Raw genomic sequence first — 16151 nt, forward strand, 5'->3', positions numbered from 1 at the left:
TCATTTGCTCAGAATATTTGAGATACAGATTGGAGAAAAAAGCAGAGTTTGTAAGAGATTTAATGCAAAGGAAATCTACAAATAATACAGAGATTTTATGTACTTTTGTGGAAGTGTAAAGACTATGAGACAAGTAATAGATTAACAGAATAAATATCATGCTTAGAACAGAGACTTGCGGAAGTCTGAGACTTCAAGATGCAGGAAGAGAGGTTACTCTTGCCGGTTGGGTACAAAGAGTACGTACTATGGGAGGATTGGTTTTTGTCGATCTCAGAGACAGATATGGCATTACTCAGCTGACTCTCAATGGAGAAAGAGATAACAATCTAAAGGAACAGGCAGAGCATCTTGGGCGAGAGTTTGTGATACAAGCTCGTGGAGTAGTCATAGAACGTGTGTCTAAGAACAAAAATATCCCGACGGGAGAGATCGAGATAGATGTTAAGGAGATTAAGATATTGAACAAAGCAGCCACTCCGCCCTTTACCATCGAAGATGATACAGACGGAGGAGACGATCTTCGGATGAAGTATCGCTATCTCGATCTAAGAAGAAACGCAGTGAGAAAGAACCTCGAACTTCGTCATAAAATGACTATCGAGGTGCGAAAATACATGGACTCGCTTAACTTCTTGGAGGTTGAGACCCCGGTGCTTATCAAGTCCACTCCGGAAGGAGCAAGGGATTTTGTGGTGCCTTCACGTATGAACGAAGGAGAGTTTTATGCTCTGCCACAATCTCCACAGACATTCAAGCAGCTTCTTATGGTCAGTGGTTTCGACAGATATTTCCAGATCGTGAAGTGTTTTAGAGACGAAGACCTGCGTGCCGACAGACAGCCGGAGTTTACACAGATAGACTGTGAGATGAGCTTTGTAGAGCAGGAAGATATTCTTCAGACCTTTGAAGGGCTTTCCAAACATCTTTTCAAGAATATTCTCGGAGTAGAGCAGACAGAGAGCTATCCTCGTATGTCTTGGCACGATGCCATGAAATATTACGGCTCGGATAAGCCCGACATCCGCTTCGATATGAAGTTTGTGGAGCTGGATAACATCTTGAAAGGACACGGATTCAGCGTCTTTGACAACGCCGCATACATAGGAGGCATTTGTGTGGAAGGCAAAGCATCCATGACAAGAAAGGAGATAGACAGCCTGACAGACTATGTGAAGCGTCCGCAGGTTGGGGCTAAGGGTATGGTATATGCCCGTGTGGAAGCAGACGGATCCGTAAAGAGCAGTGTGGATAAGTTTTATACTCCGGAAGTGCTTCAGCAGCTAAAGAAGGAGATGAATGCCAAAGAGGGAGATTTGATCCTGATTCTGAGCGGAGACGATATCATGAAGACGAGAGAACAGCTTGGTGAACTTCGTCTTGAAGTGGCGCGTCGTATCGGACTCATGGACCCGAATAAGTATGCTTGTCTTTGGGTTGTGGACTTCCCTCTATTGGAGTGGGATGAAGATACCAAGAGGTTCTATGCTAAGCACCACCCGTTTACATCTCCAAAACCGGAAGATATATCTCTTCTCGATTCCGATCCGGGCGCTGTTCGTGCAAATGCTTACGACATGGTCATAAACGGAGTAGAAGTGGGTGGCGGTTCTATAAGAATATACGACTCCGAGCTTCAGAAAAAGATGTTCAAAGTGCTTGGCTTCTCGGATGAGCAGGCTCAATATCAATTCGGTTTCCTTATCAATGCCTTCAAATATGGGGCTCCTCCTCACGGCGGTATAGCATACGGATTGGATAGATGGGTTTCCATCTTTGCCGGTCTTGGCAGTATAAGGGACTGTATCGCATTCCCTAAAAATAACTCAGGAAGGGATGTCATGATAGATGCTCCTTCGATCATAGATAATGCACAGCTGGAAGAGCTTTGTTTGCAGGTCTGTATTCCTCAGAAGAAGTAATAAAAGATTCGGATGATTGTTACTGTTCAAGATGTTTGTCGTGCCATAGAGGAGGTTTTTCCACTCCCTTTGCAGGAGTCTTACGACAATAGCGGACTGCAGGTGGGCATCCCTTCTGATCGGGTGACGGGAGTACTTCTGACCCTTGATGTTACGGAGCAGGTGGTGGAAGAGGCTATAAAGAAAGGATATAACTTTATTTTGGCGCATCATCCTCTTCTGTTCAGAGGGCTGAAGAGGATTACCGGAGCCACGTACGAGGAACGAGCCGTCGTACTTGCTTTACGAAATGGTATAGCAATCTATGCAGCCCACACGAACTTGGACAATCATCCCGACGGGCTTAACCACTATTGGGCGAAAGAGTTGGGGCTCGTAAATCTTCGCCCCGTTCTTCCTATGGAGGGGCAGTACTGTAAAGTGCAGGTTTATGTGCCGCAGTCTCATGCTCAAAAAGTTCGTGAAGCTATGGCAGAGTCCGGTTGGGGGAAGCAGGGGTTGTATGATGTCTGCAGCTTTACCCATACAGGAGAAGGACGTTTTAGAGCACTTGATGGAGCGAATCCGTTCTGTGGTTCTCCGGGGGAGATTCACACCGAGCCGGAAGAGGCAATATCTACGGTGGTACCACGAATATTTCTGCATGAAGGAGTAAAAAGAATAAAGGCGGTGCACCCTTATGAGGAGGTTGCTATGGATATTTTGCCTCTTGAGACATCTTTTTCTTCTTATGGAGCAGGTATCGTGGGAGATTTTCCCGAAGAAATGCCCCTTGAAGAGGTTTGGAATTTGCTGAAAAGCAGTAATGAGAACATAAAGCAGATAGCTCATTCCCATCCGATTAAGACAAAGATTCGGAAGGTTGCGCTTTGTGGAGGTAGCGGTGCATTCCTGTTAAAGCACGCCATACGTGCCAATGCTGATATTTTTATCACCGGAGAGGCAAAATATAACGATTATCTGGACGCAAAAGAGAGCATCGTCTTGGCAACGATAGGGCATTATGAATCCGAAATGATTGCATTGAAATGCTTTAAGGAGGTAATATCACAGAAATTCAGTAACTTTGCACTCTGTTTCTCAGAAAGAAATCAAAATCCGATTCACTATATACATTAGTAATATATACATGGCCAAGAAAAAAGTAGAACAAGAGATAAGCATCGAGGAGAAACTGAAGGTGCTTTATGATCTTCAGGACGTAATGTCTGAGGTTGACCGTATTCGTATTCTTCGCGGAGAGCTTCCGATAGAAGTTCAAGAGCTTGAAGATGAAATCGCAGGCCTTCAAACCAGACAGTCTAAGTGCGAGGCAGACATTGCAGAGATTAAGAAAATCATTGCTGACAGAAAGGTGCGGATCAAAGAAGCACAGACAGCGATTGAAAAATATACTGCTCAGTTGGACTCTGTTCGGAACAATCGAGAATATGAGAGCTTAACCAAGGAGATTGAGTATCAGTCTCTTGAGATTCAGTTCTTGGAAAAGAAGATTGGAGAAGATGAAGGTGTGATCAAGCATATCAAGTCGGTCTTGGAAGAGATCATGGAGGTTGTTTCTGAACGAAGCAAAGATCTTGAAGAAAAGAAAGGCTTGTTGGATGAGATAGTCTCGGAAACCAAAGTGGAAGAAGAGAAACTTAGAGAGAAGGCATCCAAGTTGGAGACAAAGTTGGATGAGAGACTTTCCAAAGCATTCAAGCGTATCCGCAAATCTGCCAGAAACGGATTGGCTGTATCAACAGTAGATAGAGAGTCCTGTTCGGGTTGCTTTAACAAGATTCCTCCTCAAAAACAGCTTGAGATTAAGACTCGAAAGAAAGTTGTGGTTTGCGAGTACTGCGGGCGCATCTTGGTAGATAAGAATCTTGGAGAAGAGAAGTAAGGTTTTCTCTTTGTGATACTCTTTACTTGATTTTTCCTCACTTCTCGAAGGGGAGAGGGAAGATTGGCTTTTAGATTGTAATTATTGTCGTTTATATTCCTGCAGGTCTTACTATGCAAATAGATCTGAAATCGTATGTTATGGAGCGCACTTCCGATATTTTACCGGAAGGTGCTACCATAGTTGTTGGTCTTAGTGGTGGTTTGGACTCCATGGTTCTAACCCACTTATTGAATGCGGCCGGTTACAATCTTATTATAGCCAATTGTAATTTTCAGCTTAGAGGCAAAGAGTCGGAACGAGATGCAGCTTTTGTGCGTGATGTCTGCGCAGAACGTTGGTCTAATCACCGTTTTTTCTACATGGTGTTTAATACACAAAAGGTAGCAAAAGAGAAAGGTATTTCCATCGAAATGGCTGCGAGAGATCTCCGTCATGCGTGGCTGAAAGAACTAAAAGAGACCTATGGAGCAGAAGCTATAGCCCTTGGGCATCATCATACGGACCAAGTAGAGACGATCCTTCTAAATCTGATTAGAGGAACAGGAATCAGAGGCCTTTTGGGAATGGAAGAGTGGAGATCTCCTATTTTACGTCCTCTTTTGGGAATAAAAAAAGAACAGTTGAGGGCGTATGCGAAGCTTCATTCCATACCATCCATAGAAGATTCCTCTAATTATCAGCCTATCTACAAGAGAAATAAAGTCAGACTGGAGCTGTTACCCTTGCTTAAAGAGTTTAATCCATCGATAGAAGACACGTTATTCAAGAGTGTAGATTACTGGAAGGAAGAGCATCTTGCTTTTCAGAAGTCCTATTTGGATTTTGCAAAGGTTGCAATTACACGCTTCGGGCAGAGGTTAGATATGCACAAACTTGTGATAAGCACTTCTCCTGCTGCCTTTTTACATGAGTATCTTTCGGACTATAATTTTTCATCTGAAGTTATCGCGGATATTTTAAGAGAGCCTATGCTTTCGGGACGTCGTTTTTTCAATAGAGACTTGTCTTATGAGGCCGAACTCTTTAGAGGCGCGCTCTATCTCTCTCCTGCCAATGCGGAAAGAGAGTTTAAGATAACAATACCCAAAGTCAATGGCTCTTGGCACGTAGGAAAAGGTACTATTGCTGCTTCGTTTCTCGATGTCGAGGAAGTCGGAGCATACGATAAAGGATGTTTATATCTGGATGCGGATACAATTCCGGAGACACTCGTTCTCCGTACCGTAGATACCAAAGACTCTTTTTCTCCCATGGGGATGAGGGGACGAAAGGAGGCAACGGACTTTCTTAAAGATCATGGAGTACCCAATATTTTCAGACCCAATTATTTGGTAATAGAAGCTGTGGGAGAGGTATTGGGAGTTTTGCCCTTTAGAGTCGCAGATTCCGTCAAGATCCGTCCTAATACACGGAAAGTTTTCTGCCTCAAATGGGAACATCCTTGTCATTCCGATAGATAATAAGAGGTTTTTAATTGATTCCGATCCTCGTATCCACCTCTGAATATTGTATAAGTCGCATTTTTAATCTACCTTTGCGCAGAACAAAATTCCTTAGAGCTTCTTTCCGAATAACCTTTTATCTTCTAAATTCCTGTTTTAAGGACTGAAAGTTGGAAAGATTCTCTGTTTTGTTTTTATCTTATTTGGTCTTTTTCCGGACCGAGTGTTTTCTTTTCATTTTTAGTTTTGTACGTTTTCCTTTGTATCTAAGGAAATCCGATTAGAAGTTCATACATCAAATTACTATAAACCGATACTCTTCATTCTTTTGCGGATGGAGATGAGATTAAAATAAGTATGTCACAGAATTACAATATTTCTCAACTTGAGAAAATGTCGCCGGAGCAGTTGCAAGAGGTGGCAAAGTCCATGGATATTCCCAATGCGGAGAGTGCCACTCAGCAGAATCTTATATACTCCATATTAGACAAGCAAGCCGTAATGATGGCTGCGAAATTGCAGGGGAAAGATTCGGCAAAACAGCCCAACGGAGCCGGAAATACGGCTCAAGCCAAGCGCAAAAGAGGGCGTCCCAAGAAGGAAGAACAGCAAGCCGAAGCGGCGGAAGAAAGAAAAGAGAAGCCTTCTGCTCAGACCCCGGAGGGAGCAAAAGATCCTGTGGGAGGAGCATCTGCAAAGAAGGCGGAAGAGGGCAAGTCTCAGAAGTCTCACATCAAGCTCGTACCCTCTCAAAAGGGAAAAAAGGAGCAGGAGCAACCCGTATCTTCTGCTACTCCGTCGACCGATAATAACGCAGCAACAAGAGAGATTTCCAAGAATATCAGGCTGGTTCCTCGTGCGGAAGAAAACAGACAGCCAACCTCGGAGGAAGTAAAATCTCTGCCTGCGAGACCGGACTCACATATCAAGATTGTATCTCCATCCGGCTCTCCAAAGAAGATTTCCGAGCCATCGCAGGAGAACGGAGTGCAGAAGAATCTCCTTTCGGAGCACCCGGAAGAATCATCAAGAGAGGAGGTGGTAAAGCCGGCGGAGGCATCGCAGGGTGCTTTTGTGTTCAAAAATCCGAAAGCCAACAACTCTCTGCTTGGAGAGATGATGCCTCTCATCTCTACTCCCAACCTGCAGAAGAAGCAGCAGGAGAACAAGAAGAAACAGCAGAATGGCCAAGCGGCAGGCGCACCTCAAGCAGGAGCAAATGTTGAAGCCAAAGATCACAAAGCTGCTCAGCCCGTGGCAAAAGGCGTTAAGGTCGTTCCCGTAAATCCTCCTGCCCCTCATCAGCAGTCCGGCAAGAAGAGTGCTCTGCCCACGGATGCCTACTACGACTTTGGCGAGGCGCTCGTCATGAGCGGTGTTTTGGAAGTGATGAGTGAGGGCTTCGGCTTCATACGCTCGGCGGACTACAACTATCTCTCTTCTCCCGATGACGTCTACGTTTCTCCTCAGCAGGTCAAGTATTACGGATTGAAGTCGGGCGACGTCATCGAAGGCGTCGTAAAAGCACCGAAAGATGGCGACAAGTTTTTCCCTCTTGCCACGGTCAAGGGCATCAACGGCTGCGACCCGTTGAAGGTGAGAGACCGCGTTCCGTTCGACCACCTGGTGCCACTTTTCCCGACGGAGAAGTTCAACCTGGAAGCACCCAAGTCCCCAAAAGTTTTCGACAAGATCGGCACGCGCATCGTAGACCTGTTCTCTCCCATCGGCAAGGGTCAGCGAGGCTTGATCGTGGCTCAGCCAAAGACCGGTAAGACGATGCTGCTCAAAGATATAGCCAATGCCATTGCGTACAATCACCCTGAGGTCTACATGATTGTGCTGCTCATAGACGAGCGTCCCGAAGAGGTAACGGACATGCAGAGGAGCGTCAATGCGGAGGTGATTGCTTCCACATTCGATGAGCCGGCAGACCAGCACGTCAAGATTGCGGAGATTGTCCTGAACAAAGCGAAGCGACTCGTGGAGTGCGGGCACGACGTGGTCATTCTTCTCGACTCCATCACCCGTTTGGCACGTGCTTACAACACCGTTCAGCCCGCATCCGGAAAGGTCTTGACCGGTGGGGTGGAAGCGAATGCGCTCCAGAAGCCCAAAAGATTTTTCGGTGCCGCGCGCAATATCGAAGGGGGAGGGAGTCTCACCATTTTGGCTACGGCACTCACCGAGACCGGCTCCAAGATGGACGAAGTGATCTTCGAGGAGTTCAAGGGAACGGGCAACATGGAGCTTCAGCTCGACAGGCGTCTTGCCAACAAGCGCATCTTCCCGGCGGTGGACATTTTGGCGTCCAGCACAAGGCGCGACGACCTGCTCCAGGACGACCTCACGCTCAACAGAATGAGAATCATCCGCCGCATGGTCGGGGAGATGAACTCCATAGAGGCGATGGAGCAGATAAAGAGCAACATGGAGCTGACGTTGGACAACAGGAGCTTCCTCGAAAACATGAACGATTAGTCTGCAATATGATCCGCCGATGTCCCGAATCTTCGTTTCGGGCATCCGCCAACGAACAAAAAGTTCCCGGTGCCGCATCTGTTGGCGCCGGGAACTTTTTCATTTCTCGCTGCTCTGTCCTGTGTCGCCACAAGCCGGACGGGGATGCTTTTTCTGCTTTTTGATCTTAAAAGTCGCCCTCTCCGAAAACAGCTTTAATACTCAGGCATTTAGCCGCTTTCGGGAAGCATGAAAAATTCCTTACCTACGAAAATTTTTTTTCTTACCTACGGAAATTTTTTTTCTTACCTACGGAAATTTTTTTTCTTACCTACAAAAATATTTTTTCTTACCTACGGAAATTTTTTTTCTTACCTACGAAAATATTTTTTCTTACCTACGGAAATTTTTTTTCTTGGCCACGGAAATTTTTTTTCTTGGCCACGGAAATTTTTTTCTATGCCCATGAAAATTTTTTTCTATGCCCATGAAAATTTTTTTCTATGCCCATAGAAATTTTTTTCTATGCCCATAGAAATTTTTTTCTATGCCCATAGAAATTTTTGCTCTTCCGAACGGAAGGTTTTTTCTGTGTCTATAAGTATTGGGAGGTCTCCGAAAAAAGATTTTTGGGGCTTGTCGCAAGCTCTTTCGGAAGAGGGTAAGGAGCCGGGAAAGAGGGTAGAAGAGAGAGGATTACAGCTCCACGACGGTGATGCCTGCTCCTCCTCTGTCGGCGTGTTCGTCCCGGTACGACTTGACGAGATGTGAGGAGGCGCAAAAGCTTCGTACCATCTCTCTTAATGCCCCGGTGCCCGTGCCATGAAGGATGCGGACGGGCGAGATGTTTATCTTATACGCGTCGTCTATGTAGTACGCCAGCGCTTCCATGGCTTCGTTGGCTCTCATGCCTCTCAGGTCTATCTGAGGTTTGAAGTGGAGCCTGCTCTCGGAGCCGGATTCGAGAACGATCTTCGAGGTGCTTTTCTGTACTTTCGTGGGCGATTTTAGGGAGGGCTTGAGCCGGCTCACCGGCACTTCCATAGAGATCTGCCCTAAACGAATGCGCGCTTTTTTGCCTTTTATCTCCAGGACTTCTCCCACTTCTGCCGAACCTTCTACGGCTACGCTGTCTCCGGGCTTGAAGGTCGGGGCAGGGGAGGATGCCTTCTCGGAAGATCGGCTCTTGGTCTCCAGGCGGCGGTGCTGCTCGGAGAGATTTTGTCGCAGCTCCTTGGTTACGGACTTGTCCGCGCCGGACTCCCGGATCTCCCGGATGGTCTTCTCGATCTCGGAGTTGGCGCCTTTTATGATTGCTGCCGCCTGCTTTTCTGCTTCTTTGATCAGCTGTGTCTGTTTGAGCTTGAGCTTTTCGTTCCGCTCTTCCCATTTTCTTTTCTCCTGCTCCAGCTCGCTCAGCTTTGTCTTGAGGTCGGCTCTTCTCTCTTCCCAGTACTTTTTGTCCCTCATGATGCTCTGAAGATACTGGTCTTGCATGATGAACTCTTCACCCACCTTCTCGGAAGCACGGCCGAGTATCTCCTGCGGCAGACCTATCTTCCTGGAGATCTCTATCGCAAAGGAGCTTCCCGGCTGACCGATGGAGAGCTTGAAAAGAGGTTCTATCTTGTGCCGGTCGAAAAGCATGGCTCCGTTGACGGCACTCTCTTGGGTCTCGCAGAAGTCTTTGATGTTGGTGTAATGGGTGGTGATCACGCCGAAGCATTTTTTCTCTATGAAGCATTCCAGCAGAGACTCCGCAATGGCTCCACCGATGACGGGCTCCGTGCCGGAACCAAACTCGTCGATAAGCAGCAGAGAGTGAGACCCCGCATGAAGAATGAAGTGCTTCATGTTGGAGAGGTGAGAGGAGTAGGTGCTGAGGTCGTTCTCCAGGCTTTGCTGGTCTCCGATGTCGAGAAAGATGTTGTTGAAGATGCCGGCATGGCTCTCTTCGGACATCGGCACGGGCAGACCGCACTGCAGCATATATTGCAGGAGCCCGACACTCTTCAGACAGACGGACTTGCCTCCGGCGTTGGGACCGGAAATGACCAATATGCGCTCCCTCTTGGTCAGCCTTATGTCCAGAGGCACAATGCTTTTCCCCTCCTGCTTGAGGTGATGCTCCAGGTAAGGATGGCGGGCTTCCTTCCACTGAAGCCCCGGAGAGGCAGAAAGATGAAGAGGAACAATCGCGTTGTACTTGCTGCCCCACTTCGCTTTGGCAGTGACGAAGTCCAACACTCCGAGAGCAAGCGAGTTGCTTTTGATTTCGGGAAGATGCTCGCGAACAAGTGCCGTGAACTCCTTCAGTATGCGCACGATCTCTCTCTTCTCTTCGCTCCTTTTTTCTCTAAGCTTATTATTCGCCTCGACAACGGCTTCCGGCTCTATGAAGAGCGTCTTACCCGTGGCGGACTCGTCGTGCAGTATCCCTCGAACCATTCTTTTGGCATGAGGTATCACGGGAAGAACAAGTCTGCCATCCCTCATCGTAACGCTGTGATCTTTGTCTACCCAGCCTTCGGCATGTGCTTGGGCGAGGATAGACTGGATCGTCTTCCCAATGCCGACTTCCATTCTTGCCATCTCCCTCCGAATCTCTCGAAGAAGCGGAGAAGCACTGTCCGAAACATTGCCCTCATCGTCCAGAATCACGGAAAGTCTTTTGGAGACATTCCTTACAGGTACGATTTGAGAGGCTACTTCTCTGAGATTGTCGATACAAATCGGAGAATCTTCGCCCTCCTGCTTGGAATACTGCTCAAAGTAGCGTTGCACCTCTTCGGAAGCAGACAGAAGCTCTCTCAACGAAATGCACTTCTCTATGGGCAGATACGTTCCTTCGGGGCGAATGGCAGAAATAGCTTCTTTAATATCCCCATATCTTGTGGAGGGGAAAGCACTTCCGGAAGATGCGGTAAGCGTCTGCATCTCTCTTACCAGGGAGAGCTGATGGGAAATCTCCTTGAAGTCGGTAGAGAACTTAATGCTTTCCGCAAGATATCTGCTGACTTCATTGCCGCATCTCTCCAAAATCTCTTCCCGAGTCTTAACAAAACCAAGCTTCTCCTCCACATCCGATGGATATAAAGGAGAAGCTGTTCTAAAGCTCTGTTTGTACTGTCTTCTTCTGCTGCCGGGCTTTTGATTTTCTGTCATCTATCTAAAGAAAAACTTGATGATGTCATTGATATTCGCATAGAGCATAAGACCAAAGAGGAGTACTAATCCAAAGATCTGAGCTCTTTCGAGAACCTTGATGCTGGGGGTCTTTCTTGTTATGATCTCATACAATAAGAATACGATGTGCCCCCCATCCAAAGCAGGAATGGGCAGAATATTCATCACCGCCAATATAATCGAGATCAGAGCGGTTAAGCTCCAAAAATTCATCCAGTTGAAAGACTCCGGGAACAGGCTGCCTATACTTCCAAGCCCTCCTATTTGGGAAGCTCCTTCCTTGGTAAACAAGTATTTCAAAGAAGAGGCATAAGAAGACAAAGTCGTGTACATCTTTTTAAGCCCCACAGGAACGGATTCAAGGAGGGAGTAGGAGATATGGATAGTTGGGCGGACAAGAGATACACCCAACTTGTTTTCACTGTTCACCATTGCCGATATGGAAATTTTTTCTCCATTCCGATCAACAAGCAGCTCTACCGAGTCTCCTCTATGGGCTTCCATTGCCGATACAAATCCTTGCAGATCTTGGGCTGCTCCATTTACCTCCAAAATCTTATCTCCACTCTTCAAATCGGTTTTGGATGCTTCGGAGTCGGGGATCACATTCTCGATGATGGCAGGCAGGGAGAGGGTAGAGAATGGTTTGTTGGAAGCGATGACTGCCTGCATGAGATCAACAGGGATTTCGATGTCTTGCTTTACGCCGTCTCTATCTACCGTTAAAACCTTACCGTCAACGATCTTTCTTAGCAGGGTATTATCGTAGTATTCCAGTTGAGTGCCATCCACAGCAAGAAGCATATCCCCATCCTTTAGTCCCATATCGTGTCCTACACTACTGTAAGCGATATTATGACCGACAGATGACATCGGGAGCAGGTCATCTCCATAGTTAAATGCCAAGCCTGTGTATATGACAACAGCCAATATGATATTGAATATTACTCCTCCTGCCATAACAAGTAATCTTTGCCAAGCTGGTTTGGATCTGAATTCCCATGGCTCTGCCGGTTTGGAAAGTTGTTCCGTATCCATGCTTTCATCCACCATGCCTGCAATCTTACAGTAACCTCCAAGAGGAAGCCAACCAATACCAAACTCTGTATCAGAGCCCTTGGGCTTGTACTTAAAGAGAGAGAATCCCCAGTCGAAGAAGAGGTAAAACTTATCGACACGTATCTTAAAGAGACGTGCAAAAAGATAATGACCTAACTCGTGTACGAATATGAGTATGGAAAAAGATAGGATGAGCTGGAGAGTTTTGATTAAGAAAGGAGACATATATGAAAGTCTAAAAAATCAATTTTAATGTTTTAACCACAAAGATGCACTATGCCTTACATCTTTGTTGAGAGAGATGAGATCGTCCAAAGAAAGAGGGTTTGCACAGTTGGATGAGTATTTGTTCAGCATCGTCTCTATCAGATGAGATATATCCATAAATCCGATCTCGTGATTGAGAAAACGCTCTACGGCAATCTCATTGGCCGCATTCAAAATACACGGAGCAACACCTCCGGCTTCTATACTGCGATAGGCAAGAGAAAGATTTGGGAAATCTTCTGTGCGAGGAGCCTCAAAAGAGAGAGAACTCATAGCCTGAATGGAGGGTGCTTGAACGCCTGTTGGCTTTCTGTAAGGGAAAGAGAGAGCATAAGCGATCGGAACTCTCATGTCCGGTAGTCCTAATTGAGCCTTCAAGCTACCATCTTCAAATGCAACCATCGAGTGTATGATGCTTTGGCGGTGGATGAATACTTCTATATCAGAAGGATTGACATCAAAGAGCCATCGAGCTTCTATCATCTCAAATCCCTTATTCATAAGAGAAGCAGAATCGATGGTTACTTTATTCCCCATCTTCCAGTTTGGATGCTTAAGAGCTTGTTCCGGTCTTACACTTTTAAGTTCCGATGCAGGAATATCTACAAAAGGACCCCCGGATGCGGTAAGAATCAGTTTTGAGATCTTATTACAACTCTCTCCTACCAAGCATTGAAAGATGGCAGAATGTTCAGAATCCACAGGAATGATACACGCATTGTATTGGCTTGCCATGGCAGTTATCATCTCTCCTGCTACCACAAGAGTTTCCTTATTGGCTAACGCAATTGTCCTTCCTGCTTTTAGAGCAGCTATTGTTGGTTCCAGCCCTGCAAACCCAACCATTGCGGTAAGAACGAGATCAGCTTCCTGAGATGCAGCCACACCGGTAATGGAGTCCTTTCCTGTCCATACATGGATAGGAAGATCCTTCAAAGCGTCTTTCACCTCTAAGTAGCAAGACTCATCTGCAATTACGACTACCGCAGGAGAAAATGCCCTTGCTTGAGAGATAAGCAGATCACTATTTCTGTTAGCAACAAGAGCATAGACCTCAAAAAGATCCGGATGACGATTGATAATGTCTAAGGCTTGTGTTCCGATGGATCCGGTGCTTCCAAGTATGGTTATGGATCTTTTACGTTGATTTCCCTGTTTCATTCTCTGTCGTTAAAGGCCTTCAAGCCGGATGCTGATATTACATAGTCCATCTTGATATCGTGTTCCTCTGTGGGGATTTCCGGCAATATTTGGCAGCTGAATGCGTAACCGATCTTTACGGTTGAAGGGTGCGCATTAAGGAAGCGGTCATAAAAACCTTTGCCTCTACCCAGTCTGGCTCCTTTGTGATCAAATGCCATACCGGGAACTATAACCACTTCGATATCTTTACATACACGATCTTCTACCTCTCCGATCGGTTCTCGAATACCGTATTCAGATATATCAAAAAAGTCTCCTCCGGGTTTACCCACAGGATAGAAGTGAATATATTCACCTTCCACACGAGGCAAACTCACCTTAAAATCTTTTGTCGTTAGAGTATGGATAAGATCTCCTGTTTCGATCTCTCCGGTCATAGAAAAAAACAGTGCCACGTTTGCTTTTGGGAAGTTCTGCTCCAAAAAGTTTACCAAAATCGTTGCAGCTTCTCCTGCTTCCTGGATTTGCTGAGTTCGAGTTAGAGATTTTATTTTCTGCTTTACTTGTTGCCGTATTTCTTTTTTTGTCATAGCATTATTGCTCTATTTGTGTTTCGGCACTTTCGTCCTCTTCATCAGTGGTCGGAATACTTACTGTATAGAACAAGTACCTGTTATGGGAAGAAGGTTGATAGCCTTCTAAGTGTAGAGGAGAAGTAAATCCTTCTCTTACGAGTTTCTGCGCCTCCAAGATATCCCAGTCATTTAAGGCAAGAAGTTTTATACGTTCCCCTTCATCGTACGCAAAGAAAAGAATTTGCGAGAAAATAGCTTCCAGAATAAGCTCTCTGGATTTGAAAATCAGATAATTCTTGGGTGTTACTCCCTTTCTTGCTGCAAATCTTGAAAAATCATATAGAAGAGATTGAGATTTAAGATAGGGAAGAGCTTTCTCTATTCCCTCCAAACTCTTGAACAGTTCTCTTCTTGCATCCACATATCTGAAAGCATACTCCGATATCAATCCTTGTTTCATCACTGTCGAATAGTAGGAAGTGATGCCCATGGTATCTTGTGCCACAAATATATCTGGGATAATGCCTCCACCTCCGTACACTTCTCTTCCTCCGGCGGTATGGTAGAGGAGAGACTTATCCGAGTGTATGCTATCCTTGACAAACCACTCTCCACTCATGCTACGCTTTATGAGGTCTTCCCCATACTGGGCAGATTGTCCCAGCTTGTACTCTTTCTGAATACTTCTACCGCTTGGAGTGTAGTATCTGGCGACGGTCAGGTGTATTGCCGAACCATCTGAAAAGAAGAATGGTTGCTGGATGACTCCTTTCCCGAAACTTCTTCGTCCTATCAATATAGCTCTATCATTGTCTTGTAATGCGCCGGCCAACAGTTCGGACGAAGACGCAGAGAATTGGCTGATAAGGATATACACGGGCAGATCTTGAAAAGATCCTGTCCCGTCCGAAATGTAGTCTTTTCGGGGGTGTGCTCTACCTTCTGTATAGGTAACGAGCTTTTTAGGAGGAAGAAAATCGTTTGCAATGAAGAGTGCTCCCTGTACGAGTCCTCCCGAATTGTCTCTCAAGTCCAGTATCAACGCTTTAGCACCATCTTTCATGAGAGATACCGCCGCTTTTTGAAACTCCGATATGGTCGTCTGCCCGAAGCTCTTTATGTTGATGTATCCGATGCTGTCAGACAAAAGAAGAGCCGGAGAGACCAAAGGAACGGGTATCTGTCCTCTTTTTATATTGAAGCTGTAATTCTTCTTTTCTGATGGTCTGTGCACAGACAATCTTACAGAAGAGTCTTTAGGACCTTTAAGCAGTCCCATGATACTATCTTGGGAAACTTCTTTTCCGGTAATGCTTATAGAATCGACTGCTATAATTCTGTCTCCGGCTTTTATCCCTACAATATCCGAAGGCCCGTTAGGTACGGTTTGAAGAACAACTACTGTGTCTATAAGCTTGTTAAATGAAACACCAATGCCGAAGATATGACCGGAAAGCCTTCCCGCCTCTTGCTCATAATCTTCTTTGGTAAAATAGCTTGAGTGAGGATCAAGCTCGGAAAATATGGTCGGGACGATGTTCTGAGCGATAGAGTCTATGGAGACTTCATCCACATAGTTGTCTTTTATCAGTTGCAGAGCCTTCTCTACCTTCTTTATCCCTGCGGCTTTTGAAGAGTTACCGTAGGATATAAAGTGGTAAGTGACGGATCTTGATCCGATAAATATACCGACTCCGAATACTACAACCAGAATAAGTATCTTGGAGAACGGGGAGAGACTTTTATTCTTCATGGTTTTGTTCAAACTGAGAAATATCCAAAAACAATACTTCTACTCCGGCACGTCTCAGCAGATCTTCTCCATCTGTAAGCCTGTATGGGCGTCCGAATACTACTCTTTTGACACCACTTTGTATGATCAGTTTCGCGCATTCCAGGCATGGCGAGTCCGTTACATAGACTGTCGCTCCCTTACTACTGTTAGATGAGCCGGCAACTTTTGTTATGGCATTTGCTTCTGCATGGAGTACGTATGGTTTCGTAACCCCATCATCGTCTTCGCAGATATTTTCAAATCCGGAAGGTGTCCCGTTATAACCATCGGATATAATCATCTGGTCTTTGACCACAAGACAGCCCACTTGTCTGCGCTTGCAGTATGAGTTTTCCGACCAGATAAGAGCCATTCGGAGATATCTCAAGTCCAATTCCCGTTGCTTATCCATGTTGGTGATGCGTTGTGTGAGAT

11 protein-coding genes are annotated in these 16151 nt (G+C 45.8%); 5 read left to right on the plus strand and 6 right to left on the minus strand.

Going from position 1 to position 16151, the window contains the following annotated elements:
- The first annotated feature begins 158 nt into the window (after positions 1 to 158).
- From aspS to rho, 5 genes are all read left to right on the plus strand, one after another.
- A complete protein-coding gene (gene aspS, locus HQ39_RS00700) occupies positions 159 to 1922 on the plus strand; it encodes an aspartate--tRNA ligase (protein ID WP_036862712.1) in 1764 nt (587 codons plus the stop codon).
- A 12-nt stretch (positions 1923 to 1934) separates the two neighbouring features.
- Positions 1935 to 3041 (plus strand): Nif3-like dinuclear metal center hexameric protein, encoded by a 1107-nt coding sequence (locus HQ39_RS00705; RefSeq protein WP_052079276.1) that lies wholly within the window; start codon positions 1935 to 1937, stop codon positions 3039 to 3041.
- Positions 3042 to 3051: 10 nt separating this feature from the next.
- Positions 3052 to 3807, plus strand: a complete 756-nt coding sequence (locus tag HQ39_RS00710) for a zinc ribbon domain-containing protein (RefSeq protein ID WP_036792139.1) — start codon at positions 3052 to 3054, stop codon at positions 3805 to 3807.
- Positions 3808 to 3947: 140 nt separating this feature from the next.
- Positions 3948 to 5270: a tRNA lysidine(34) synthetase TilS gene (gene tilS, locus HQ39_RS00715; protein WP_036862715.1), complete on the plus strand. Its 1323-nt coding sequence runs from the start codon at positions 3948 to 3950 to the stop codon at positions 5268 to 5270.
- A 339-nt stretch (positions 5271 to 5609) separates the two neighbouring features.
- Positions 5610 to 7733 carry a transcription termination factor Rho gene (gene rho, locus HQ39_RS00720; protein ID WP_036862716.1) on the plus strand — a complete coding sequence of 708 codons (2124 nt, stop codon included), beginning with the start codon at positions 5610 to 5612 and terminating at the stop codon, positions 7731 to 7733.
- 675 nt (positions 7734 to 8408) lie between these two features.
- On the opposite strand, the gene HQ39_RS00725 is transcribed toward rho, so the two are convergent.
- Genes HQ39_RS00725 through HQ39_RS00750 form a run of 6 tightly spaced genes read right to left on the minus strand, consistent with a single transcriptional unit; the run spans position 8409 to position 16128 of the window.
- Complete coding sequence (locus HQ39_RS00725) at positions 8409 to 10877, minus strand: endonuclease MutS2 (protein ID WP_052079278.1); 2469 nt, start codon at positions 10875 to 10877, stop codon at positions 8409 to 8411.
- Positions 10878 to 12182 (minus strand): RIP metalloprotease RseP, encoded by a 1305-nt coding sequence (rseP, locus tag HQ39_RS00730; protein WP_036862718.1) that lies wholly within the window; start codon positions 12180 to 12182, stop codon positions 10878 to 10880.
- 24 nt (positions 12183 to 12206) lie between these two features.
- Positions 12207 to 13385, minus strand: coding sequence for a 1-deoxy-D-xylulose-5-phosphate reductoisomerase (locus HQ39_RS00735; RefSeq protein ID WP_036862722.1), 1179 nt, complete (start codon positions 13383 to 13385; stop codon positions 12207 to 12209).
- Positions 13382 to 13957, minus strand: coding sequence for a 5-formyltetrahydrofolate cyclo-ligase (locus HQ39_RS00740; RefSeq protein WP_052079280.1), 576 nt, complete (start codon positions 13955 to 13957; stop codon positions 13382 to 13384). The genes HQ39_RS00735 and HQ39_RS00740 overlap by 4 nt, the downstream gene beginning before the upstream one ends.
- Positions 13958 to 13961: 4 nt before the next feature.
- Complete coding sequence (locus HQ39_RS00745; protein ID WP_052079282.1) at positions 13962 to 15695, minus strand: S41 family peptidase; 1734 nt, start codon at positions 15693 to 15695, stop codon at positions 13962 to 13964.
- On the minus strand, positions 15685 to 16128 hold the full coding sequence (locus tag HQ39_RS00750; RefSeq protein ID WP_036792156.1) for a dCMP deaminase family protein: 444 nt from the start codon (positions 16126 to 16128) through the stop codon (positions 15685 to 15687). The genes HQ39_RS00745 and HQ39_RS00750 overlap by 11 nt, the downstream gene beginning before the upstream one ends.
- Positions 16129 to 16151: the final 23 nt, after the last annotated feature.

The sequence above is a fragment of the Porphyromonas sp. COT-108 OH2963 genome, from assembly GCF_000768895.1.
GTDB classification, from domain to species: Bacteria; Bacteroidota; Bacteroidia; order Bacteroidales; family Porphyromonadaceae; genus Porphyromonas_A; species Porphyromonas_A canoris.